This is a genomic window from Collinsella sp. TF07-1 (assembly GCF_003437235.1).
Classification (GTDB): domain Bacteria; phylum Actinomycetota; class Coriobacteriia; order Coriobacteriales; family Coriobacteriaceae; genus Collinsella.
Window position 1 is genome coordinate 1 of the sequence record NZ_QSRV01000017.1, and the last position, 22855, is coordinate 22855.

Here is a 22855-nt window from a genome sequence, read left to right on the forward strand (position 1 = left end):
ACCGGAGGGGCGCCGGGGGCGGGAATCGCGCACTCCATATTTTGTTCACAAATGAATAGGTCCCTCAGTCGCATCACTGAGGTTAAAACTGAAGCATTGGCTTCTGATATTGGCGATGACCAGCTGGTTTATAGGTATTAAGGCATCGGTCATCTCTGGAGCGCCACTTTACTCCAAAAGCATCAGCTATTTGTTTCCCGTCGGTAAAAGGCAGGTTTTGTTCGCCAAGCGTTCTTATATATAGAGAAGTTCGGGTTCGAACCCGTGCACCGGCAACAAAAAAGCGACCAGCCGGAGCCGATCGCTTTCTATTCTATGCTGGATCATCCAGAGGGCGCTTCCGAACTCATTTTCTCGCTGCCATTCATGCTTTCGAAGCATCTTTCTGCAGCCCTCGTTGTCTCTCCTCGCATCTCTCCAGTCTTCCAGAAATTCACAAGCAGTCTTAGGGTCAATTTATTTCTGCTTTCAGAGACTTGTTTGAGAGTTTTTAAAGACAGTTCAAAACAATAAGTGAGACACCATAAAGCAGAGCAAGATGTGCCGGATAGAAAATGTAGAAGAAATATTTCAGCTTCAGCCCTCGCTTGCCATTATAAAGATTGATAAGCAGCAACGAAACGACCGCAGCAGCAACATCAGGATTAAATACATTAGCTGTAGCAAACTCAAATCCGCCGCCGACTATATGGCATGACGAAAGGAGCACTGCGCATACTGCAGCAAAGAACATCTTGGCCTTGCTGTCGTGGAATAAATAGAATGCAGCCACGAGCAGAATGCCATACACACCACCATCTAGTTTAGTGTATTCAGCTGCCAGCGCTGTCAAAACAATCAGAGCAGTTTCTGCGATGTACCTTTTCCATTTTGAAAGACTTTGTGTCTTTTCCAGAATAATCAAAAAGACCAAGGAAAGCAGGAGCTCACACATAACATTTTGTTGCCGAGCGTCAAATAGTTGCCCGGTTTGAACGAAATCGTATATGGGCTCCGCAATGATTGCGAAGACAAGCATATTTCGCAGGTACTTCTTTAAGTCATGAGTATGCAAAAATCCCTCAACTATCAAAAAGCAAAATAAGGGAAATGCAATTCTGCCAAGAACATGAAGCATATCCGAAGCCTCGCTTAGAATCGCCCACTGTTCGTCTGATATCTGACTGTACGATGCGTGAGTCATGATTCCATTGGTCAGGACGATCCTGCTTACATGATCGAGAACCATCGAAATGGCTGCTATTATCTTTAATGTGCTGCCGCTAATTCCGTATCTATTTGTTTTCATTTCGTATTCCTTACTTTGGGTGGGCCGTCAGGGGTTCAGCCTGCTCCGCAGGCGGCCGCTGCGGCGCTTCGCGCCTTGCGCGCTGCGCTGGCAAACGCTCACGCGTTTACTCAGCTCCGCGCCCTTTCGGGTTCGAACCCGCGTCGCGGCAACAAAAAAGCGGCCGGCATCCGCCAGTCGCTTTTCCATTCTATGGTGGGCCGTCAGGGGTTCGAACCCTGGACCTTGGGATTAAAAGTCCCCTGCTCTGCCAGCTGAGCTAACGGCCCGCGGGTGGCATTGTACCACGGTCTGGGACTATTCCCAACTCCATTGGCCGTTCTGGAAAATCACAACTTCACGTCCATCAGGCGTAATGCCCGTAATATCGATGTCGTCCGTGCCAATCATAAAATCGACGTGCGTGCTCGAGACGTTAACGCCATGCTCCAGGAGCTCTTCCTTGGACATGTCATACCCACCCTCGATGCATTCGGGGAAACCGACACCTAGCGCGAGATGGCAGCTAGCGTTCTCGTCATAGAGCGTATCGTAGAACAGTACGCCACTTTCGCGGATCGGCGTGTTCTTGGAGATGAGCGCGACCTCTCCCAGGTGAGCAGCGCCCTCGTCAGTATCGATGATGCTTGCGAGCGTTGCCTTGCCCACACGGGCATCGTAGTCCACTACGCGGCCGCCCTCGAACTTAATCCAAAAATCGTCGACCTTATTGCCATGGTGGATGAGCGGCATGGCCGAGTAGACGATTCCGTCAGCGCGCATGCGATCAGGCGAGGTAAAAACCTCCTCGGTGGGGATGTTGGGGAAGAAGGGGTGGCCATCGGGCGTCTTGCCCTTGCCGCCGGCCCACTCGTGACCTTTCGTCATGCCAATCGTCAGATCGGTTCCGTTCGAAGCGGTGTAGTGCAGGCAATCAAATTGATTATCGTTTAGGAAACGCAGGTTCTTTTCGAATGCGGCGTCATGGAGTTCCCAGTCGCTCTCCGGGTCCTGGCCATCGGCGCGAGCGGTGTGCAGAATCGCATTCCACAGCTTATAGATTGCAACCTCATCGGCGTCTCCCGGGAACACCTCGTGCGCCCAAGCCACGACCGGAGCGCCGGCGATGCACCACGGATTGATGTTGTAATCCAGTCCACGGCGGAAAACTTTGCACTGCGTATTCCTCGCCTTGGATGCCGCGGCCGGCTTGGCTGGATCGATGCCCTTGAGGGCTGCGGGATCCGCACCCTCGATAAAGATAAAGCAGGCACCGTCCTGGGCCAGGGAATCCAGCTGCAGGCGCTTCCACTCGGGCGTCTGCTCAAAATAGCTTTTATCGACATGCTCGTACGTGAGCCTCGTCACGGCATCATCGGCCCAAATGACCGTCACGTGGCCGGCGCCGGCGTCATAGGCCTCCGCGACCACCACGCGCGCAAACGGCGCGCACTCGACCGGAGACTGAACGACGACTTCCTGGCCGGGCTTGACGTTTACGCCCTTGCGGACGACCAGGCGCGCATAGTTTTTAATCTTGGGCTCCAGGGCCTTCATGCCCTCCAGAGCTTCTTCAACCGTCAGGGCAGCTCGAATCATGTGCCACTCCATCTATCTATAGAACAGTAAAAAGGCGCGCCGCAAAAACGACGCGCCTTATATCTTAGCGATAAGTATGAATGCAAACGCTATTTCTTCTTGGAGTCCTTTTTGTCCTCCTCGGCAGCCGCGCGCTCGATAAGGGCGTTGAGCTTATTGTCGGACATGCCCTCAGCCTGCGTGCGGTACATGTTGCGCAGGGGACGAATACGAACGAAGTCGTAGATAAAGTCACCCAGAATGACGACGTAAGACAAAACGATGCCGACCATCTGGACGGGACTGGACACCATGCCAGCGGGAGCGAAGTACAGCGAGGCCCAAATGGCCACGACGAGCACCATGCCGATAGCGAGCACGGCCCACCAGATGCGGCGGCGCTTGGTGTAGTCCTCATCCTGCTTGAGAAGGATATTCGACACCGTGTAGATGCGATCCTCCTTGGCGCGCTGCTTAGCCTTGCGGGCGCGCTTCTCCTCTTTAGAGAGGCCCTCGAGGTTCTCGCCCTTCTCGAGCTCTTTGCGGCGTGCCTTAGACGAAGCCGGCACGACGTGGACAGAGCTCGCTGCCTGACGGGCAGGCTTAGCAGATGCGGCGGACTTGCGCGCAACCCCGGTAACCTCGCGGGATTGCGTGCGCTTGTTCGTGGCGCTACGGGTACTCACTTATGCGTTCTCCTTCATGCTTGTGAACTGGGAGCCCGTGATGATCTGGAAGGCCTCGCGATAGCGCTCGGACGTGCCATCGATGACCTCGGCGGGCAGGTGCGGGGTCTCCCCCGTCATATCCCAGTTGGCCTTGAGCCAATTGCGGACGAATTGTTTGTCGTAACTGGGCTGGATCTTGCCCTCCTCGTAGCTGGCAGCAGGCCAGAAACGGCTGGAATCGGGCGTGAGGCACTCGTCGATCAGCGTGACCTTGCCATCGATGACACCAAACTCGAACTTGGTGTCGGCAATGATGATGCCACGGGTCGCGGCGTACTCGGCAGCGGCCTTGTAGATCTTGAGGGAAAGGTCGCGAATCTGCGTGGCGATGTCCTCGCCCACGATCTCGCAGCAACGCTCGAACGAGATGTTCTCGTCGTGGTCACCGATCTCGGCCTTCGTGGACGGCGTGAACAGCGGCTCAGGAAGCTTGGAAGCCTCGGTCAGGCCCTCAGGCAGCTGGATGCCGCAGACGGTGCCGTTCTCGTCGTAGGTCTTCTTGCCCGAACCGGTCAGATAGCCGCGGACGATGCACTCGATAGGAATCGTCTGGGCCTTCTTAACCAGCATGGCGCGGCCGGCGAGGTAGTCACGATACTCAGCAAACTCCTCAGGGAAATCCGCCGGGTCGATGGAAACGAGGTGGTTGGGAACGATGTCGGCAAACTTATCGAACCAGAATGCCGAGATGCGGTTGAGCACCTCTCCCTTAAACGGAATCTCGTCGGGAAGAATGAAGTCGAACGCAGAAATGCGGTCGGTGGCGACCATCAGCAGGTTTTCACCGGCATCGTAGATATCACGAACCTTGCCACGGGAATCTGGACGACGCTCCATCGTTGTCACGTGAGTCACTCCTTACCAAAATACGACAGTAATGCGGGTTCTTTCCCGCACGTTTTCGCAAACTCGGAGCGGCAGGGACGAAACCCCTCCTTCACCGAATAGCGAAAAGCTAGTGCTCCATTGTAGTAGATGCCGCGTCCGCCGTGTGCTCGCGAGGCAGATGAATTGTAAAAGTCGTACCCTTTCCAAGCTCCGACTCCACGGAAATGTAGCCATGATGGCGCTCGACGATTTGTTTAGTCACGGCGAGGCCCACGCCCAGGCCACCCGCCTCGCGGGCGCGACTGGCGTCGGCACGCCAAAAACGACCAAAGATGCGCGACAGATCGTCCTTGGCAATACCGATGCCGGTATCCGAAACAGCAATACTGACATGCTTGCGGTCACTGAGCACCGACACCACGACCCAACCGCCCTCGGGGGTGTAGCGCATGGCGTTGCTCATGAGATTGATGACGCACTGCGTGATCATGTCGGGATCGGCCTCGACGACATCGTCGTGACCCTGGGTTTCATCTGCAAAGCGCAAGCGCAGATCGCGGTCAACAAACAGGCGCTCCTGGGCGTTGACGATGGAACGCACGAAGGGAACCATGTCCACCGGCTCAAGGTTGAGCGGCGCTGTGCTGTTTTCCATGCGCGATAGATCGAGCATCTGCTGCACCAGACGGGCCAGGCGACGTGTCTCGGATGCAACGGTTTCCAGATGCTCGTCGTCGGTGGGATACACCCCATCCTGCATGGCTTCGACTGTCGCGAGCATGGCCATAAGCGGAGTACGAAGTTCGTGAGCCACGTCTGAGGTCAGGCGCTTCTCGTGTTTCATATCCTTCTCGAGCGAAGTGGCCATCTCATCGAAGGTCTCACCCAGCTGATCAATCTCGTCATCACCGCGCAAACCAGTACGAGCGGACAGATCGCCATCGCGAATTTGCTTGGCCGTGCTCGTAATACGATGAATCGGCTTGGTGAGCATGCGCGACACGAGCGATCCGATAACGACCGAAATGCAGATTGCAACAACCGCGGCGAGGGCCATGGCGTTAAAGGTCTTCTCCCTAAATGCAGAATCCGCCTTGGTGAGCAAGGCATCGGAGCCGATGGCCCATAGCTTTACCTGTCCGACATGCTCGCCCGAAGACGTTATGATTTCGACGTTGGCAACGCTATCGGAGTCGGTTGGAGCAGACGAGACCGGGCTATGCGATGCTTTTTTACCGCTCGAGCTGCTCGACGCCGATTCGCTCTCGCGCACATCGGCGGTCGCGCTTGCCGAAGGCCATGAGTCGTCATAGACGACAACGCCCTTCTTGTTGACGACCTGCATACTCAGGTCGTCGGATACCAAACTCGATGTCGCGACCGTGCGCAGCTCGCCCGCAGTCCAGTTGCCGTTTTCCTCATACGACGTCGCAAGCTTTTCGGCAGCAGAATTGGCGATCTCGACGATATTGGAGCGCGTGTAATCCGAAAAGACCGTGCCCCACACAACAGAGACCACGCCCACCAGCACCAATACCGTCATGAGCGATGTCAGAGCAAAAGCAAGTGCCATGCGCGAGGGATAGCTCATCGTTGGCCGTGAATCGGAACGAGGCGTGTTCCAACTAGCCTTGGAACCCGCCTCGCTCTCCTGCTTGTGCTTTTGTCCGATTTCAAAGCGCGCAGGTGTCATATGTGATTTCCCTATTTCTCGTCCGACTTATCGGTCTTGGCCGGAGCCTCGAAGCGATAGCCGACACCGTGGACGGTGTAGAGCCACTTGGGCTTCTTGGGATCATCGCCCAGCTTGGCGCGAAGGTTCTTCACGTGGCTATCGATGGTGCGCTCATAGCCCTCAAAGTCGTAGCCGAGCACCTTCTCGACCAGCTCCATGCGGTTGTAGACGCGACCGGGGTGACGGGCAAGCGTGGTGAGCAGCTTAAACTCGGAAGCCGTCAGGTCGACTTCCTTGCCCTCGACCAAAATCTTGTGGCCCGAGATATCGATGACCAGATCGCCGAAGTCGAGTACCTCGACGGCTGGCTCGTCGGCCTGATGGGCACGGCGGAACAAGGCGCGTACGCGCGCGACAAGCTCGCGCGGCGAGAACGGCTTAATCAGATAGTCGTCGGCGCCGAGCTCAAGACCGATAATACGGTCCTCGATCTCGCCCTTGGCAGTCAGCATGATGATGGGGACATCCGAGGTATCGCGAATGGTGCGGCAAACGCGCTCGCCGGGGATCTTGGGGAGCATAAGGTCGAGCACGACCAGGTCAAACTGATGCTTCTCGAACTCCTCGATCGCGGACTGGCCGTCGCCGACACCCACAACCCAGTAGCCTTCGCGCTCGAGATAGGCAGCGACGGCGTCACGGATTGCCTTCTCATCCTCGACCAGCAGAATCTTTTTTGCATCTGAAGCCATAACACGGCCCCCCTGTCTCAATCAGCTAAGAACAAGCCCATTTTAACGCACCTGAGCCCGCCGGATGCCACTATGACGCGGCAGCTCGGCGGGCGGTACTCACAATTACAACGCGTTTATTCCCCTGTTGGCGCCTTTTTAACCCCTCTAAGCTTAAAGAGAGAATAGGCGTGCGGTGACCGTCTCGGGTATACCCTGGCTGTTGCGCACCGTGGCGTACGTAAGGAATGAGTCCGATTTTCCCGCCGTAGCTGGATAATCGCCATATTCCAAAGCGCGGTCGGGCGACAACAGCGAGCCATAGGTCTTGGCAGAGGTGTCGATGAGAAAATGCGATGCCTGTACCTTAACGAGATATTTATTCTTCTTGCCGGCAGCACATGCGAGCGGCTCGCGGGACAGAAAGAGGTATGGCCCTCCCTCATTACCGATATACGTGCCCATGTTGCCCAGGCTGCCCACGTCACTATAGGTCGCCTCGATAGAAAACACGAAGGTATCGCCCATATATACGGCCTCGAAAGGCGAGACTGACGAGGGAAGGACTAGCTGGGCACGTTTGGTGTTGTTGCCATCGGTCAGATCGATTGCCGTTATGCCATAGTAGACGCCTTCGTCGTTGCGGACACGCGGCGAGATGGTCAAAATGCCGTCGCTCGCGCGCGGGGCCGATGCAAAGCGGCCCATCGATTTCCAAATTACCTCGGCCTTGGATTCATCAAGCGAGCGACGATAGCAAAACGAATCACTACTCGTTTTATTGCCGCCTGCCGAAGGCATTTTATACCAGATGACCGATGACCCGAACGCCGTAAACAGGGGCGGATCATAGTCCTTGCCACCTCGATCGAGCTCAGCCACGTCGCCAGAGAGCGAAGCGCCCGACAGATTTTGAGCGTAGAGCTTCCACGATGAATTGGCAAAGTTCATCTCAACCCACGCAAACACGCCATCGCCGGCACGGACATCGTAAAAAGCATATCCCGTGCCCTCGATAGGATCCTCGATAAGTGTGGTAAGCGAGCCATCGCCCAGGTTGAGCACACCAAGCGTATTGGCATGCAGGGCAGAAGCAGGCGCCATCATCGCGGCAGCGTAGTCGCCATCGCAGTAGTACAGCAGCGTGCCCAGCGGCAGCGTCCACGACGCCGCCGGCTCAAGATCGATATCAACAGCTTCGTACTCATCAGTGATCGAGACAATCTTCGAATCGTCCTTGATAACCTGCGGCTCGCCGGCGGCACCGTCGCTGGTGCCCGTTTTTTTCGAGCAACCGGCAAGCACCGTGGCAGCGCCCGCGGCAGCACCGCCGAGCACAAAGCCACGGCGCGATATTCCATTCTTGATGTGGTCGGCGATACCCATTAGGCGATCTCGGCGCGAGCGGCCTCGATAGCGCGTGTAAGCTGGTCGGCGCAGGAGGTCTTTTTCATACCGCAGGTATTACCGGCGAGAACCTCGATTACGCGATCAGCAGGAGCGCCCTCGACCAGCTTGGAGATAGCCTTGAGATTGCCGTCACAGCCGCCGGTAAACTCAACGCCCAGCACCTTGCTGCCATCGTCAGAGAGATTGAGGTGAATATTGCGAGAGCATACACCCTGCGGCTTGTAGTCAAAACTAATCATTGAGATCCCCTCTCAGAAAGAAATTTCAGACGTCTATTATCCCCGCCTGGGCCGACTTATTATCGCAAGCACCGATTCAACATCCTACGATGCATGGACTCGCGGGGGCAAGATTAGCAGTCCGCACCCTGTGCGTGGACCGTGCGCTTCTCCCGATACATATTGTGGTCGGCGACACGATATACATCGGCCAGCGTATTTCCAGCCGTCTCGACGGTCGCCACGCCAATCGATGCGCTGACCGTCAGGACCTCATCGCTTACCGCGGCAAGACCGAGACGAAGATCCTGTTCCAGCCCGAGCGCAGACTCGTTGTCAGTATGGGGGCAAACCAGCAAAAACTCGTCGCCGCCAAGGCGCATCGGCAGATAATCCGCACCAGCCACCCGCCGCAGCACGGACGCCGTCCGTCGCAGCAGTTCATCCCCCATCTCGTGACCATAGATGTCGTTGGTCCGCTTGAGATAATTGCAGTCCAACATAATCACGCTCACGGGCAAGTCCTCGTTTACCAGGCTATCTCCGCGCGATTCAAGATAGTTGCGGTTGCGAAGCCCCGTCAGTTTGTCTTGATATGACAGCTCCTCGGCATGCTTGACCATCGATATGTTGTGCGTCGCCACGACGACCGACTCCAGCCGGCCTTGCTCATCGCGATGCTGGGGGACAACCTGTAGCGAGTACCAAGCGCCTCGACAATCTCGCACCTCGGCAGCCAAGTACGGTACGCCCTCCATACGTTCACGAAGCGAACTTATATCTACGAGTCCCACAACCGCTTCGCGGCTTTCGGGGCTCACGATATCCCGGCAGACCGTGTCCATAAAGTCATATGCCTCGCTGTGCTCGGCAAATATTTTCGCTATCGCCGGCGACATATTGATCCCCTCGATCTCGAGGGTGTCGAGATGCAAAAGGAAGGTCGAATCGTAGATGGCGCTTATGGCATTGATAATGCCGAGCTGTTTATCCTTTTCGACCAAATTGCGGTGGTCAACGATATTTCGAGCCAACAGCACCACGACCCAAAACGCAAGACACACCAAGACGCCGACGGCGACAAATGAAATCCTGTCAGACATGACCTCAGATTTGGGATATAGCGCAAACAGGCGGTAGTCCTTATATGCCGCACGCACGGCATACCATTCGTCTCCTCGATATTCGATGCGCGTCAGGCCGTCGTCTTTCCACTCAACTCCTACGCTGGTGAGGAGTCGGGCGAGCGACACGTCAGCATCGGCACTGTTGGATGAGACAATCTCCGCATCCTCCATAACAAGCACCGTGGGACCCTGGTGGAAGGTACTGTTCGAAAGCACGTCGGCTATGGCATATGAATAGTCGTCCGCCGTATCGGAAACAAGTGAGCGGTATGCCAGGGCAACGCCGTCGCCATACGGAACAGCACAGACGGCAAAAACGACACCACGGCGCTCATCGACAGTTGAGTAGGTCACTTTGGAACCTTGATACATCGATGCGACCGGCGAACAGGCCAACTCATCTCGCCACAACATGAGCGGATCGCGACCATCGATGTCGTAGTGGGCAGCCATATGGCCATCGGAGTCCATGACCATCAGCCCCGAAAGGTTCTCGGCATGGACAAATTGCTCGATAAGATCGTCGTTAACCTCAACGCGATCAGAGGACAGGAACGTCACAAACGATTCGACCGCGGCGAGCAAATCGTGCGTCGCCTCGGTTTTTCTCCCCTGTTCGTAGCGGTCATATTTTTCGCAAGCGTTCTCCAAAAACACCATGGTTTCTTGGCCAAACCCAAGCGTTTTTTCGAGGCAGCGATGGGTTCCAACCGTATACAACAGGCCTAACAAGACGGCGCTGACAATAACGCTGGCAGCTATGACGTTCAGAGTCTTTCGACTCAAGCGGTGCTCATCAGTTGTCATGAATTTCCTCCTTGCCCGCCCGTCGTCGCTCCTGTCTTGTAATTGCCCACAATACGGTCAATCGTGCCATCTCGATCCATGTCGAACAGCGCGGTATTGAGATCCTTTACGACCGATCCTTCATAGCTGTCATCAAACGCGACACCCAGGTCAACCGTCATAACATTGTCGGCAAACACACGGTAAACGCCGGGATACTGAGCAACGAGTCGGTCAAGCGACTGGACATCCGCCATCCAGCAGTCAACGTACCCTTTGACTAGAGCGGCTTTGCAGAGTTCGGCAGAGCCATATGATTTGATTTGAACGTCCGACGAGACCCCCAAATCCCCCGCAAGCAATCGGCGTTCACTCACCGAACCCGCAATCACCGCAATGGTCTTACTTCCATCGAGATGTGCCAAGGACTTGATGCCACTCGTTTTCTTGGCGGCAACCGAGACCGTCACGGTTAGATACGGCTCGGTCCAGTAATACTTATCCTCGCGATAACAGGGAGAATAGTCACACCACAGGCAATCGATATCACCGTTTTTGAGCAGCCGGTCGCGATCGTTCCAGTCAATATCGACAAACTGTGGCTTGAGCCCCGCACGTTTGCAGGCCTCGCGGGCGATGTCGATATCGATACCGGCGTAATCGCCCGTGGTATCGACATACACATAGGGGTCGTTATCCGTAACGCCGATTTTGAGCACCGGGAGATCTCTATCGGCTTCATTCGAGGAGGAAGAACTGCTTCGAACGGTATACGTCAGGGCGCCCGCACAGACGGCAACAAGGAGTATGAGCGTAAACGAGACGATGGTGGCCCGCTTGATGCGTCTGGGCACGTGCCCCCTTTCATCGAAACAGCAGTCGGAGTTCATTTTATTACCCGGGCGCATATGCGACAGTAAAAAAAGCGCCTCGCCCAAGACGGGCAAGGCGCCAATGGTTGAAATGCATCCGCAGGCGGTCGAATTAGGTCAACCCTACTCGAAGCTCAGCTGCTCCAGACGATCGAAGACCGTGTCGATGCGGGTGAGGAAGTCCCACGGATCAAAGATCTCGTCGAGCTTCTCCTGGCTGACGGTGCAGCGCGGATCAGCCTCGAGACGCTCCTTAAAGGTGGGGCCGGAGACGCAATCCTGTACCTCGTGCCAGGTTGCCATGGCGTTCTCCTGCACAATGGCGTACGCGTCCTCGCGGGTGATGCCCGTGTCGACGAGGGCCAGCAGGACCTTGGAGGAAAAAATGAGGCCGCGTGTCTTGTTGAGGTTGGCCATCATGCGAGCGGGATACAACTGCAGGCCGTCGATAACGCGGATGAGGCACTGGAACATGTGGTCGAGCGCGATGAAACTATCGGCCTGGGCGACGCGCTCGGCAGAGGAGTGCGAAATGTCACGCTCGTGCCACAGGGCGACGTTGTCGAAGGCAACCTGCGCGTTGGCCTTCACGACGCGCGACAGGCCGCAGACCTTCTCCATGGTGATGGGGTTGCGCTTGTGCGGCATGGCGGAGCTGCCCTTTTGACCCTTGCGGAACGGCTCCTCGGCCTCGAGGGTATCGGTCTTCTGCAGATTGCGAACCTCGGTAGCGATGCGCTCGCAGGTGGCCGCCGTGGTGGCAAGAACACCGGCGAGATAGGCGTGATGGTCGCGGCTAATAACCTGCGTGGACAGCGGGTCGTGAACCAGGCCCAGGTGCTCGCAGACATACTCCTCGACAAACGGCTCGATGGAGCTGTAGGTGCCGACAGCGCCCGAGATGGCGCCGAAGGCAACATTCTTGCGGGCGTCCTCAAGACGATCCAGATCGCGCTTGAGCTCCCAGGCCCAAGAGCCAAACTTCATGCCGAAGGTCATCGGCTCGGCGTGGATACCATGAGTGCGGCCGGCACAGAGCGTATTGCGCTCCTCAAAGGCGCGACGCTTGCAAATCTCGCCGAGCTTCTTGACGTCCTCGATGATCAAGTCGCAGGCCTGGGTGAGCTGGTAGCACAGAGCCGTGTCGCCCAGATCGGAGCTGGTCATGCCATAGTGAACCCAGCGGCTGGGCTTGGGGTCGCCCTCGGGAACATCGGCATCGATGTATTCCTTCATGTTGGTCAGGAAGGCAATGACGTCGTGGCGCGTGACTTCCTCGATCTCATCGACCTTCGCCTTCTCAAAGTTGGCATGATCGCGGATCCACTGGGCCTCGTCTTTGGAAATACCGATCTTACCGAGCTCCGCCTGGGCCTCGCAGGCCAGAACCTCGATCTCCTGCCAAATGGCGTACTTGTTCTCGAGGGAGAAGATGTGTCCCATCTCCGGGCGGGTATAGCGATCGATCATAGCGGCTCCTTTTTGGTTATTGGCACGTTGGTCGTAACCCAACCATTGTACCGTGCGCAGGTGCAAGTATGGGCAGCAGGCATGAACCTAACATTTTGGAATTGGAGCGGGCAACGAAGATGGACAGCAGCGTCACCGCAGCAGGCGGCAATAGTTCCGTGTACTAATGTAATTTCACGCGTTATCCGCGAAGCTACATGCGAAATTACATTAGAAGAAGACACATTATTTTCCGTTTCCCCTGGCAGCTAATCTGCGAGGTAAATTAAAAGTACAGACATTATATGCACTGAAATATATGACCTTACAGTCGGCCTACAGCCTTATGCACGGGCGGCTAATGTAACAGGAGATATAATTACATTAGTTGCGGATAAAATTACATTATATGGAGTGTCATGATACGGAAAACGAGCGAAATGCCCTCCCTACTTCTGCGCATCATTGCAGACGTCGAGACCGAGGTCGTCGAATACAAGGCAGCAAAGCAGAACTATGACTTCGAGGACATTGGCAGGTATTTCTCCGCCCTCAGCAACGAGGCCAATTTACGCAAGGCAGAGTGCGGATGGCTTTTCTTTGGCATTTCAAACGACCGCAAGATAAAGGGAACCGCCTACCGTAAAGAACCCCAATCGCCAAGTGTCGGCCTGCGACGCCTAAAGCACGAAATCGCCCAATACACCAACAACGGCATGACTTTCGAAGAGATTTACGAGTTTGAGGTTGATGACAAAAGAGTCATTGCTTTCCAGATACCGGCTGGCAGCTTCGCAACGCCAACGACTTGGCACGGAATCCCTTGGTCACGAGAGAATGAGTCCCTCGTAGAGATGCCCAAGTTCAAACTCGACGCCATTTACGGGCAGAGCCGGCCCGACTGGTCGCGCCAGATTGCCTACGAGGCAAACTTCGGTGACCTTGATCCAGATGCAGTTAGCTTTGCATGCTCCAAATTCGTCGAAAAGTTCGGAGAAAGCCAGCCTGCCGTTAGTAGCCTCGACGAAGAATCTATCCTTAGCAAGATGGCGCTTGTGATCCACGGCCACGTGAGCAATGCGGCGCTCGTTCTTCTGGGCAAACCGGAATCGAGTGTCTTTCTGGGTGGCATTGAGCCGCGCATCACTTGGACGCTCTACGCGAGCGACGGCTCCACTATGGCCTATGAACACTTTGAGCCGCCCTTCATTCTGCAGGTCGATCGTATCCTGGGAAAGATAAGAAACGAAAAGTATCGCTTCTTCGACCGCGAAGAGACGCTATTTCCCACCGAAGCGCATCGCTACAGTCCCGAAGTCATTCGAGAACTTCTCCACAACGCTATTGCGCATCAAGATTTCAGGATGTCAGGAAAGATCAATGTCCTTGAGTATGAGGACAAGCTTATATTCAAGAACGAGGGTGCCTTTATCCCCGAGACGATAGAGAACGCGCTCGCGAGCGGCTACAAGCCGCCCTACTACCGTAACCCCCTGCTTTCAAGCGCTATGAACAAAACAGGCATGATGGACCGCAACGCCATAGGCATTCGCAACGTCTTCGATATTCAGCGCAACCGCCTATTACCAATGCCCACCTACGATCTATCTGAGATTGGGCGCGTTGCCGTAACGCTGTACGGTACGGTTCTCAACGAGGACTATTCTCGACTTCTCGCAAGCAATCGAAATCTTGATTTGGTGACAGTACTGCTGTTGGACCTCGTTCAGAAGGGACTACCCGTCACAAAGGAACAGTCACGTCTGCTTCACGAACAAGGCCTCGTTAGGGGCCGTTACCCCAAACTGACGGTCTCAGCCGAGGTGGCAGCAGCCACCGGTGCCCACAGCGAGTATGTGCGAAACAAGGGCGTAGACAATAGCGTCTTCAAGGAGTTGATCTTGGAGCTCCTGCGCGTGCGCCCATGTTCAAGAGCGGAGATTATCGCAGGGCTGGATCATGCCTTGCCGGCAGACCTTACGGCAAAGCAAAAAGGCGACCATGTAAGCTATCTGCTCCAAAGCCTACGGAAAGCTGGCCGCATCACCAACGCTGGAAGCACTTCGGCAGCTGAGTGGCACATAGTCGAGTGATATGGCTCGCGATTTCGATTCTGCCAAACAGGCACATTCCAAGCCAAGTTCGCAACTAGCCCAGAATGTGCCTGACTACCAGTCGTGATAGGACGCATCCTCCGTCGTCTGGCATCGCGCAGCGTCAGGCAACAGCGCATATGGTTGATCCAACTGAAGTCGACATCCAATCGGGCATTGCAACCTTGCGAGACGGCAGTCTCATACAACAAAAATAGTTCCCTGCCACTCCATGCACGAGCGGCAGGGAGCGCTCATGGCGGATCATTTCTCAAGCTCCACCTTCCTCAACCGTAAAAACGTCCAATGTCTTAGAGGCCGTTTTTACATTTGTTGGCTTCTATTTCTTTAATTAAAAATCATCCTTTACCTGCTGATTCGTGATATTTTGCTTGTCTACATATAGGTGTAGACCTATACTAATTCCTATTATGGCTAAGCTATGTCCTTGGGAGGTGCCATGCCGTCAGAAGCTCAGAAGCGAGCCGATCGTAAGTACAAGCACGACAAGACCCAGCAGTTCTGTCTGCGGTTCTATCCCGCCGAAGAGGAGATTTGGTCATTCCTCTCCGCACAGGAAAACAAGCAGGGATTTCTTAAAGATTTGATTAGCCGCGAGATGGGCGTCGCATCGGGCGGCCCCGCACGCGTTGATACCAACACCAAGGTTGGAAGGACGGAATCGTAATGTCGCAAGTGAGCAAGACTTCGGTCATCCAGCCGGAGACTATACTGGACTTCATCGACGGCGTGACGCAGCGCAGGGACACCCCCGAGGAGCGAGTGCGCCAGGAAATCCTAAAGTCCCTCGTGCGTGAGTACGGTTACAAGAAGGAGCAGATCGGGGTCGAGGAGTCGATCAAGTTCGGCAGCAACCGAAAAGCGGTCGACGTCGCCATCTGGGAGCCGGGAAAAGCGCACACCCAGGAAAACATCCACATCATCGTCGAGTGCAAAGACCCCAAGACCAAGGCCAAAGGCAAAAAAGACGGCGTAGATCAAATGCACTCCTATGCGTCTGCCTGCATGAACTCGACCTATGGCATGTGGACCAACGGCGACGAGTTGCTTACCTTCCGTTACGTGGTGGACGATGCCGGCAAGCGCGGCCCCGAGGCCGTGCCCGATCTGCCACATGCTGGTGGCGAGGTACCCGACGACGCGCCGCGCTTCGACCAGTTGCGCCCCGCCGCCAGTGACTCGCTGCTGTACTCGTTCCGCCGCTGTCACAACTACATCGCCGGAAACCAAGGCATCCAAAAGGCCGAGGCATTCCTTGAACTGCTCAAGATCATCTTCTGCAAAATCCAGGATGAGCGCGACTCCGAGACGCCAACGTTCTACATCACGCCAACCGAGCGCCAGGGCGCCGCGGGTAAGAAGAAGTGCCGCAAGCGCATCGAGGCACTCTTTGGAAACGTCAAGCAGTCGTACGAGACCATCTTCAAGGCCGACGAGCGCATCGCATTAACCGACGATGTGCTCGCCTACATCGTGGCGCAGCTGCAAATGTATTCCCTGCTCGAGAGCGACGTGGACGTTAAGGGCCACGCGTACGAGACAATCGTGGGCTCCAACCTGCGTGGTGACAAGGGCCAGTTCTTCACGCCGCGCAACATGTGCCACATGATGGTGCGGATGGTCGACCCGTCCGAAAACGACGTCATCCTCGACCCCGCCATGGGCACCTGCGGCTTTTTGGTCACGGCCATGAATTACGTGCTTGAGAAGATCAGAGACTCCGTCGAGGTGAGCGGGCGCAGCAAAGCAGCCAAGCAAGAGGCTCTGATCGCGCGCAAGCGCGAGTTCCTGTCCAAGCATATCGTGGGCATCGACTTTGATCCCATCCTAGTGCGTGCCTCCAAGATGAATATGGTTATGAACAACGACGGCACCGGACAGCTGTTCCACGCCAACTCGCTCGAGCCGTTCTCGGGCTTTGAACCCAAACTGCAAAAGGCGCTGCGCCTGGACGCCGCCGACATTGCGGCAAATAAGGCGCTGCAGCCGGGGCACGGCGTTACGGCGATTATGACCAACCCACCTTTTGGCTCCAAGATTCCTATCGAAGACCCGGCGATTCTGGAATCCTTCGACCTTGGACACACCTGGTCGTGGTCCGAGGAAGATGCCGAGTGGAGCATGGAACCCAAGCTCTTCTCATCTCAGCCGCCCGAGATCCTCTTCATCGAGCGGTGTATCCGCCTGCTTGAGCCCGGCGTGGGTGTGGCGGCGCTCGTCATTCCCAACGGCATCCTGGGCAACCCGGGTCTGGGCTACGTGCGCCAGTGGATTTTGCGCCATGCGCAGATCCTGGGTTCGGTAGACATGCACCCGGATGCGTTCCAACCCAACGTGGGCGTGCAGACATCCGTCCTTGTGCTGAGACGCTGGGACAGTGAGGAAGAGGCATACTGCAAGGACGGTACCTTCCAGGATTACAAGATATTTATGGCCATCTGTGACCACGTAGGGCACGACAAGCGTGGTCAGACCACCTATGTACGCGACGATGACGGCTACCCCATTGTGCAGGAGCAGACCACCGCGGTGACGGGCAACGTGGGCTCCGAAGAGGAGAGCAGCCACACCTCGAAGGAGCGCGTGGTGGACGACGAGACGATGGCGATCGCCGGCGCCTTCTTTGAATGGAGGCGAGACCAATGACGATCGCGCCTTTGGTGAAGAGCGTCCGACTTTCCACCGTGCTGGGCGGCGACGTGAGGCTCGAGGCGTCAACCTACCTGCGCGACGGGTACGGCTTCGTACGCCTTGCCAACCAGTGCGACAACCACAAGAGGCTCGGTGACCTTACCGACATTTGGCAGCCGAGCAGACTGACGGGGTATACCGTGCCGGAAGGCAAAGGGCTACCCTTCTTTACCGCCGGCCAGGTGTTCGAGGACTTTCCCCGAGTGAGGAAGTGGCTCGCCGCGCCTTTCGTGCCCCAGGCTGATTCTAGATTCGTCAATCAGGATTGGCTGCTGCTTTCGCGCTCGGGCGTGGTGGGCAACGTTACCGCCGTGTACCCGCATCACCTGAACAAGGTCATCACGGACGACCTGTTGCGCATCGAGCCGAAGGACCAAGACGAGTACGGCTGGCTCTACGCGTATATGAAGACGGACTTCTTCAAGCAGATCGCACGAGCGTCTCAGTACGGTCACATGATCAAGCACATCGAGGTGGCCCACGCCAACGAGTTTCCGGTCATCATGCCCGATGCGGCCACGCGCAAAGCCATCGGCGACAAAGCTGCCGAGGCTGTGCGCCTGCGCGGCGAGGCCTGGAAGCTGCGGGACGGGGCGTTTAAGCTGTTGGAGAAGGAGGTCGGTATTGCTTGTGAGGCAGAAAGTCCTGCAGGAACATGCGTGGTGAGTTTATCCAAAGTTATTGACAACAGATCGCGCCTTGATGCTGACAGTTATGCCGGCTCTATAAGCGCCGTAGACTCATTGGTTGACGTAATGGAGTATGCGCCACTTGCTGAACTTGTAGAGGACGTCGAAGAGCTTCCTCGCTTCAAGCGGTTTTATGGCGATTCCAACGTTCCCTTTGTGGGTGTGTCCGAGGTCTTTGACGTTAACACTCAACCGACAAAATTTGTTTACGCCAAGCTCATTAAAAACTGGGAGCGTTACATCCTAAAGCCGGGAACTCTCGTCATGGCATGTTCTGGTCAAAAGTACGGCATCCTAGGACGAGCTCTTTTGCTCACGGAGAATCATGAGGGAATGTTTGGCAGCAACCATCTGCTGAGAATCTATCCCGACGTTACAAAGATTCGAACTGGCTACCTGCTTGCTTTTCTGAACAGTCCCACCGTTGGCAGGCCGTCGGTCGTTCGTTGCGCATACGGAACCTCGGTGCCTCAACTTAGCCCTATCGATATCAAAAAAATTCGCGTTCCCCGTCTTGGCGCGGACGTCGAATCTGCCATCGCCGACCTTATGGACAGGAGCGTGAGCACCTCGGCCAAGGCTGACCAACTTGAGAACGAGGCTACCAAGCTGGCACAGGAGCAGGTCGATATCGCCATCGAGAAGGTTGTCTCCAACACCTAGTGAGGCGACCTTTTAACCGCCGTTAAGCCTATAGCCTCAACACAAACAAAATGCAACGCGTATCGTAGTAAGTTGGTTAACGGCATAGTGTGAGAATTCACACTTGGACATTTGATTAACGCTCGCACCCTGTCGGGTTCGAATCCCAGCACTTTATTGAAAAAAGCACGGCACCGTGATGGTGCCGTGCTTGTGCTCTTAACTGGAGCGGGCAACGGGACTCGAACCCGCGAGTGTCAGCTTGGGAAGCTGATGCCTTACCACTTGGCGATGCCCGCTTGTGTGTTGGCTAGTATAACGCGGTTGTCTTGTTCGATACAAGGGTGTCGATGCTTGTTTTAGCTGTGGAGATTCGTTTGGAAAACATGTCAATTGTGGAGACGAGGACCTTTGACCTCCTGTTCTCCCTATCTTCTACCTGCACTTTTATCTGATTGTTGTATTTGGGCTCGATTTGTCAGAAATCGGGCAAGCTTTTGGTCAGCTTCTGGTACCTACCCGCATGAACCATGGCGGTAGCCTCATCCCAAGCGCCGCGGCCTCCCCGTGCGGCGCACGAGGGATAAGGAGCAGCCATGTCCAACGCACCCACGCACTCTGTCCACAGCGCAATCGCAACAGGTCCGCTGCTCCTGCTCCTCTTCCTGCTTTTCGGCTGCCTGGCACCGGGAGCCGCATTTGCCGTCGATGGCTACGACCAGCTCGGCTTCCGCACTATTAGCGATGATTGTGGGCCCTTCTTTATCGGCAAGTATGAAGCTCAAGACGCCTCGATTGCCTACTGCATGAACCAGGAGCGCCCCGGCCCCACCAAGCCGGGCGGCCCATGGCTCAACTTTGATCAAGGCTGGGTGTGGCTCGACGACGAGTTCGCGGCAATCGTTTGTCACGGATATCCTACCGCCACGTCGTTTGGCGCTTACCATCTTTCACCCGATCGCGCCCGCGCCGCCACCCAGCTTGCCGTATGGATGCTCAACGGCACTACCCATGTCGACGGCACCTACTCCTACACGACCGCTCAGGGCAAAACCAAGAGTGGGCACTTTACCGCCGACGATGAAGTCGTGGCGGCTGCGCGATGGCTCCACGACAGCGCAAAATCAGGAAGCATCAAAGCCGCTCCGCACCGCGCGCGGCGCTATTTAGGAACCGTATCGGGCGGCAGCAAACGTCAAGACATGCTCTATGTACTGCCGACGGTCTCTGTTTCCTTCCAAAAGCAGTCTGCAAACGCTGCCATTACCAGCGGAAACAATACCTATGAGTTTGACGGGGCAACATTCGATGTTTTTGAGAGCGCCAGCGGCGCGCGTGTCGGCACCGTCCAGATGGACAGCAACGGTCGAGCGCAGGCAGTACTTCTGCCCAACACGGCATACTACCTAGTTGAAACGAAGGCGCCGGCCGGCTATGTCCCCCGCCACGATCGTATTGCCTTTACCACGGGGAATGACGGCGGGCGGGTCGCCATTGATGAACAACCTGGCACCATTACCTTGCGCATCGCAAAGCTCGATGCCGCGACGAATGCAGGCCCCCAAGTTGGAGCTTCGTTCGCAGGAGCAGAATTCGTGTGCGTATCACAATCAACCCCTGGATGGGCGCAAATCCTCACGACCGACGAAAGCGGTCGGGCCACTCTCGCCGATGTCCCCTTAGGAACCTTTACCATCTACGAATCAAAAGCCCCCGAGGGCTACCTGCCATCCAACGACAGCTGGACCTATACCGTTGGAGCCGACCAGCTCGGCGATTCAGGCGTGGTCGAGATCGAATCTCGCGTTTCCGATATCCCCATTGCGTTTGACCTTGAGATTTCCAAATTCAAGGACTACGGCAATAGCGACCAATCCGGCCTGGAGCAGCCGGCGGGAGGTGTTGTCTTTGAGGTTGTCAGCAACAGCTCTCAGCAGGTTGTTGGCACACTGACCACAAACATCTATGGCTTTGCCTCCACCAAAGATCAGTCAGAAGCATGGTTTGGCGCAGGCAAGCGACCCGCCGGTGTCCACGGAGCCATCCCATACGACCGCGCCGGCTACACGGTTCGCGAGGTTCCGGAAACCGTCCCCGAGGGTTTTAAACGTGCAGGGGAATGGACCGTCGGGGCCAATCAGATTTCCGACGGCGCCGAGCTTCAATATATCGTGGACAACCACGCTCTGTCGACGCATCTCCAGATTGTAAAACGCGATGCCCAAACAGGCGCTTCTGTTCCACTAGCCGGATTCACCTTCCAACTCCTCGACAGCAATCACGAACCTGTCTCACAAACTTGCTGGTATCCAGCACATAACGTAATGGACACCTTTACGACTGACGCGACCGGGACCGTCACACTGCCCGAATCGCTCGTGCCGGGCACCTATTATGTACGCGAAACCTCGGCCAAAGAGCCCTATCTTGTCGGCGAAGAGATCGAGGTAAACATACCCGCCGATACAAACCTAACGCCCGTTGCAATCGTCTCGTATTATGACCACGCCGCGACCGGAAACATCAGGATCGTTAAAACCGATGCCGTAGACGGCAGCAGCCTCGCGGACGCCATCTTTGAGATCCGTGCCTCAGGTGATATCGTGCGCCCCGACGGTAGCATTGCCGCGCTTGACGGTGAGACTGTCGCTACCGTCACGACGGATGAAACTGGAGAAGCACGCGCAGACGACCTCCCGCTGGGATCTGGCACCGCACGCTACGAGGTTGTCGAGACTCAAGCGCCGGCAGGCTTCTTACTCGATCGGACATCCCATATTGTCGACCTTACTTATGCCGACCAGAAAACACCCGTTGTAGAAGCACGGCTTAACGTATCCGACGATTACACCAAGGTTGATATCTCCAAGGTCGATGCAAGCGGAGAGCAGGAAATGAAAGGCGCACAACTCACCTTATATGGTCCCGATAAAACCGAAATAGACTCCTGGACCTCATCCGACAAGCCGCACCGCATCGAACATCTTGCACCCGGCACCTACTCGTTGCGCGAAACGATGTCTCCGCGGACCTATGACCTTGCCGAGGAGATAACGTTTGAAATAAAGGATACGGGAGAAGTCCAATCCGTCGCGATGAAGGATGCGCCCATCGAGATCAAAGGACAGGTCGACAAGCGTCAGGAACTTGTCCAACCTATCGGGAAGGGTCTGTTGGCTAACGGCGATGGAAAAAACCGCGCCGCGATGCAAACCAATACGGATGGGCTTTTCTCCTATACCATCGATGCTCGAAACGATTCCGCTACTTGGGTTGATGAGTTTACGATTACCGATGATCTTGAGTGCGCCAAAGACGGCACGGCGAGATTCGTCTCAATCGAAACCCCCGTCGCCATCGGCGACCTCAACGGTCTGTGCAACGTGTGGTATCGCACGACGCCGTTGGACTCGACAGACATCGATGAGCCGGCAAACGCGACGCTTGACGATGGGCACGAAAATCCTTGGCTTGAGTCCGACGAAGTAAAAGAGAGTCTGGGTGAGGATTGCCGCCTCGTCGATTACGACGGCTGGCACCTCTGGAAGGCGGATGTCTCGACCACGGAATCCACCACGCTCGAGGCGAAAGAACTCGACCTTGCATCCAATACCGTCGTGACGGGCATTCGCATTGAATACGGTGCAGCAGCCGCCGACTTTACGACTCGAAGCGATACGGATTCTTGGACCCGCGATGATCTCAAAGATGAGCACGACGACCTTGACGATGCCAGAGCAATCCTTGGCACAGACGCTCGGGGCGCAGTCGTGCACATGCAGGCAACGTCGGCTTATACACCCCAAACTGCACTCACCAACAGCGCACGCGTCGATCTTTGCCGCAACGGCGGCGGCGATAAACTTGAGTCACATGACGAGGACAGTGTCATTCAACGCTGTACCCTACCGCAGGACCTACCGGCAACAGGATCAGCCCCCATCGCCGCTTGCATCACCGCGCTCCTGACCTCGGGTGCCGCAGCCCTATGGTTCGCTCGCCTTAGGTCAATCCCAAAGAAGCGCTAGCGCGATGAAAAAGCGGGCGAGC

Annotated in this window: 16 protein-coding genes and 2 tRNA genes; 5 read left to right on the plus strand and 13 right to left on the minus strand. The window is 56.0% G+C overall.

Annotated elements, in window-relative coordinates:
- Window positions 1–490: 490 nt before the first annotated feature.
- From DXC67_RS07285 to purB, 12 genes are all read right to left on the minus strand, one after another.
- Window positions 491–1288, minus strand: coding sequence for a TraX family protein (locus DXC67_RS07285; protein WP_117637905.1), 798 nt, complete (start codon window positions 1286–1288; stop codon window positions 491–493).
- 193 nt (window positions 1289–1481) lie between these two features.
- Window positions 1482–1557, minus strand: a tRNA-Lys gene (locus DXC67_RS07290).
- Between the two features lie 28 nt (window positions 1558–1585).
- Window positions 1586–2866 carry an aminopeptidase gene (locus DXC67_RS07295; RefSeq protein WP_117637906.1) on the minus strand — a complete coding sequence of 427 codons (1281 nt, stop codon included), beginning with the start codon at window positions 2864–2866 and terminating at the stop codon, window positions 1586–1588.
- An 89-nt stretch (window positions 2867–2955) separates the two neighbouring features.
- The gene (locus tag DXC67_RS07300) at window positions 2956–3531 is read right to left on the minus strand and encodes a hypothetical protein (RefSeq protein WP_117637907.1); all 576 of its coding nucleotides are present in this window, start codon (window positions 3529–3531) and stop codon (window positions 2956–2958) included.
- Complete coding sequence (locus tag DXC67_RS07305) at window positions 3532–4410, minus strand: phosphoribosylaminoimidazolesuccinocarboxamide synthase (protein WP_035136481.1); 879 nt, start codon at window positions 4408–4410, stop codon at window positions 3532–3534. It abuts the gene before it with no gap.
- Between the two features lie 118 nt (window positions 4411–4528).
- A complete protein-coding gene (locus tag DXC67_RS07310; protein WP_117564000.1) occupies window positions 4529–6094 on the minus strand; it encodes a cell wall metabolism sensor histidine kinase WalK in 1566 nt (521 codons plus the stop codon).
- A gap of 11 nt (window positions 6095–6105) precedes the next feature.
- The gene (locus DXC67_RS07315; protein ID WP_006236208.1) at window positions 6106–6828 is read right to left on the minus strand and encodes a response regulator transcription factor; all 723 of its coding nucleotides are present in this window, start codon (window positions 6826–6828) and stop codon (window positions 6106–6108) included.
- 153 nt (window positions 6829–6981) lie between these two features.
- Window positions 6982–8193 (minus strand): twin-arginine translocation signal domain-containing protein, encoded by a 1212-nt coding sequence (locus DXC67_RS07320; protein ID WP_117637908.1) that lies wholly within the window; start codon window positions 8191–8193, stop codon window positions 6982–6984.
- The gene (locus DXC67_RS07325) at window positions 8193–8456 is read right to left on the minus strand and encodes a TIGR03905 family TSCPD domain-containing protein (RefSeq protein WP_089572560.1); all 264 of its coding nucleotides are present in this window, start codon (window positions 8454–8456) and stop codon (window positions 8193–8195) included. The genes DXC67_RS07320 and DXC67_RS07325 overlap by 1 nt, the downstream gene beginning before the upstream one ends.
- Window positions 8457–8569: 113 nt before the next feature.
- Window positions 8570–10369 carry a GGDEF domain-containing protein gene (locus tag DXC67_RS07330; RefSeq protein ID WP_117637909.1) on the minus strand — a complete coding sequence of 600 codons (1800 nt, stop codon included), beginning with the start codon at window positions 10367–10369 and terminating at the stop codon, window positions 8570–8572.
- Window positions 10366–11202, minus strand: coding sequence for an ABC transporter substrate-binding protein (locus DXC67_RS07335; protein ID WP_158551316.1), 837 nt, complete (start codon window positions 11200–11202; stop codon window positions 10366–10368). The genes DXC67_RS07330 and DXC67_RS07335 overlap by 4 nt, the downstream gene beginning before the upstream one ends.
- Window positions 11203–11343: 141 nt before the next feature.
- A complete protein-coding gene (gene purB / locus DXC67_RS07340) occupies window positions 11344–12690 on the minus strand; it encodes an adenylosuccinate lyase (RefSeq protein ID WP_022093797.1) in 1347 nt (448 codons plus the stop codon).
- A 398-nt stretch (window positions 12691–13088) separates the two neighbouring features.
- Between purB and DXC67_RS07345 the strand changes: the two genes are divergently transcribed.
- The 4 genes from DXC67_RS07345 (at window position 13089) to DXC67_RS07360 (ending at window position 18826) form a co-directional block, all read left to right on the plus strand.
- The gene (locus DXC67_RS07345) at window positions 13089–14762 is read left to right on the plus strand and encodes an RNA-binding domain-containing protein (protein WP_117637911.1); all 1674 of its coding nucleotides are present in this window, start codon (window positions 13089–13091) and stop codon (window positions 14760–14762) included.
- 460 nt (window positions 14763–15222) lie between these two features.
- Window positions 15223–15450: a hypothetical protein gene (locus DXC67_RS07350; protein WP_117634743.1), complete on the plus strand. Its 228-nt coding sequence runs from the start codon at window positions 15223–15225 to the stop codon at window positions 15448–15450.
- Complete coding sequence (locus DXC67_RS07355) at window positions 15450–17429, plus strand: N-6 DNA methylase (RefSeq protein ID WP_117634741.1); 1980 nt, start codon at window positions 15450–15452, stop codon at window positions 17427–17429. The genes DXC67_RS07350 and DXC67_RS07355 overlap by 1 nt, the downstream gene beginning before the upstream one ends.
- Window positions 17426–18826, plus strand: a complete 1401-nt coding sequence (locus DXC67_RS07360) for a hypothetical protein (RefSeq protein ID WP_117634739.1) — start codon at window positions 17426–17428, stop codon at window positions 18824–18826. The genes DXC67_RS07355 and DXC67_RS07360 overlap by 4 nt, the downstream gene beginning before the upstream one ends.
- Before the next feature lie 203 nt (window positions 18827–19029).
- On the opposite strand, the gene DXC67_RS07365 is transcribed toward DXC67_RS07360, so the two are convergent.
- Window positions 19030–19104 (minus strand) — tRNA-Gly (locus DXC67_RS07365).
- A gap of 297 nt (window positions 19105–19401) precedes the next feature.
- Between DXC67_RS07365 and DXC67_RS07370 the strand changes: the two genes are divergently transcribed.
- A complete protein-coding gene (locus DXC67_RS07370) occupies window positions 19402–22833 on the plus strand; it encodes a SpaA isopeptide-forming pilin-related protein (RefSeq protein ID WP_117637912.1) in 3432 nt (1143 codons plus the stop codon).
- Window positions 22834–22855 lie beyond the last annotated feature (22 nt).

Excerpts from the sequence above, each read along its gene's own strand:
- DXC67_RS07285 (WP_117637905.1), bottom strand. The coding sequence starts at position 1,288 with ATGAAAACAAATAGATACGGAATTAGCGGCAGCACATTAAAGATAATA.
- DXC67_RS07295 (WP_117637906.1), bottom strand. The coding sequence starts at position 2,866 with ATGATTCGAGCTGCCCTGACGGTTGAAGAAGCTCTGGAGGGCATGAAG.
- DXC67_RS07305 (WP_035136481.1), bottom strand. The coding sequence starts at position 4,410 with ATGGAGCGTCGTCCAGATTCCCGTGGCAAGGTTCGTGATATCTACGAT.
- DXC67_RS07310 (WP_117564000.1), bottom strand. The coding sequence starts at position 6,094 with ATGACACCTGCGCGCTTTGAAATCGGACAAAAGCACAAGCAGGAGAGC.
- DXC67_RS07315 (WP_006236208.1), bottom strand. The coding sequence starts at position 6,828 with ATGGCTTCAGATGCAAAAAAGATTCTGCTGGTCGAGGATGAGAAGGCA.
- DXC67_RS07320 (WP_117637908.1), bottom strand. The coding sequence starts at position 8,193 with ATGGGTATCGCCGACCACATCAAGAATGGAATATCGCGCCGTGGCTTT.
- DXC67_RS07325 (WP_089572560.1), bottom strand. The coding sequence starts at position 8,456 with ATGATTAGTTTTGACTACAAGCCGCAGGGTGTATGCTCTCGCAATATT.
- DXC67_RS07330 (WP_117637909.1), bottom strand. The coding sequence starts at position 10,369 with ATGACAACTGATGAGCACCGCTTGAGTCGAAAGACTCTGAACGTCATA.
- purB (WP_022093797.1), bottom strand. The coding sequence starts at position 12,690 with ATGATCGATCGCTATACCCGCCCGGAGATGGGACACATCTTCTCCCTC.
- DXC67_RS07345 (WP_117637911.1), top strand. The coding sequence starts at position 13,089 with ATGATACGGAAAACGAGCGAAATGCCCTCCCTACTTCTGCGCATCATT.
- DXC67_RS07350 (WP_117634743.1), top strand. The coding sequence starts at position 15,223 with ATGCCGTCAGAAGCTCAGAAGCGAGCCGATCGTAAGTACAAGCACGAC.
- DXC67_RS07355 (WP_117634741.1), top strand. The coding sequence starts at position 15,450 with ATGTCGCAAGTGAGCAAGACTTCGGTCATCCAGCCGGAGACTATACTG.
- DXC67_RS07360 (WP_117634739.1), top strand. The coding sequence starts at position 17,426 with ATGACGATCGCGCCTTTGGTGAAGAGCGTCCGACTTTCCACCGTGCTG.
- DXC67_RS07370 (WP_117637912.1), top strand. The coding sequence starts at position 19,402 with ATGTCCAACGCACCCACGCACTCTGTCCACAGCGCAATCGCAACAGGT.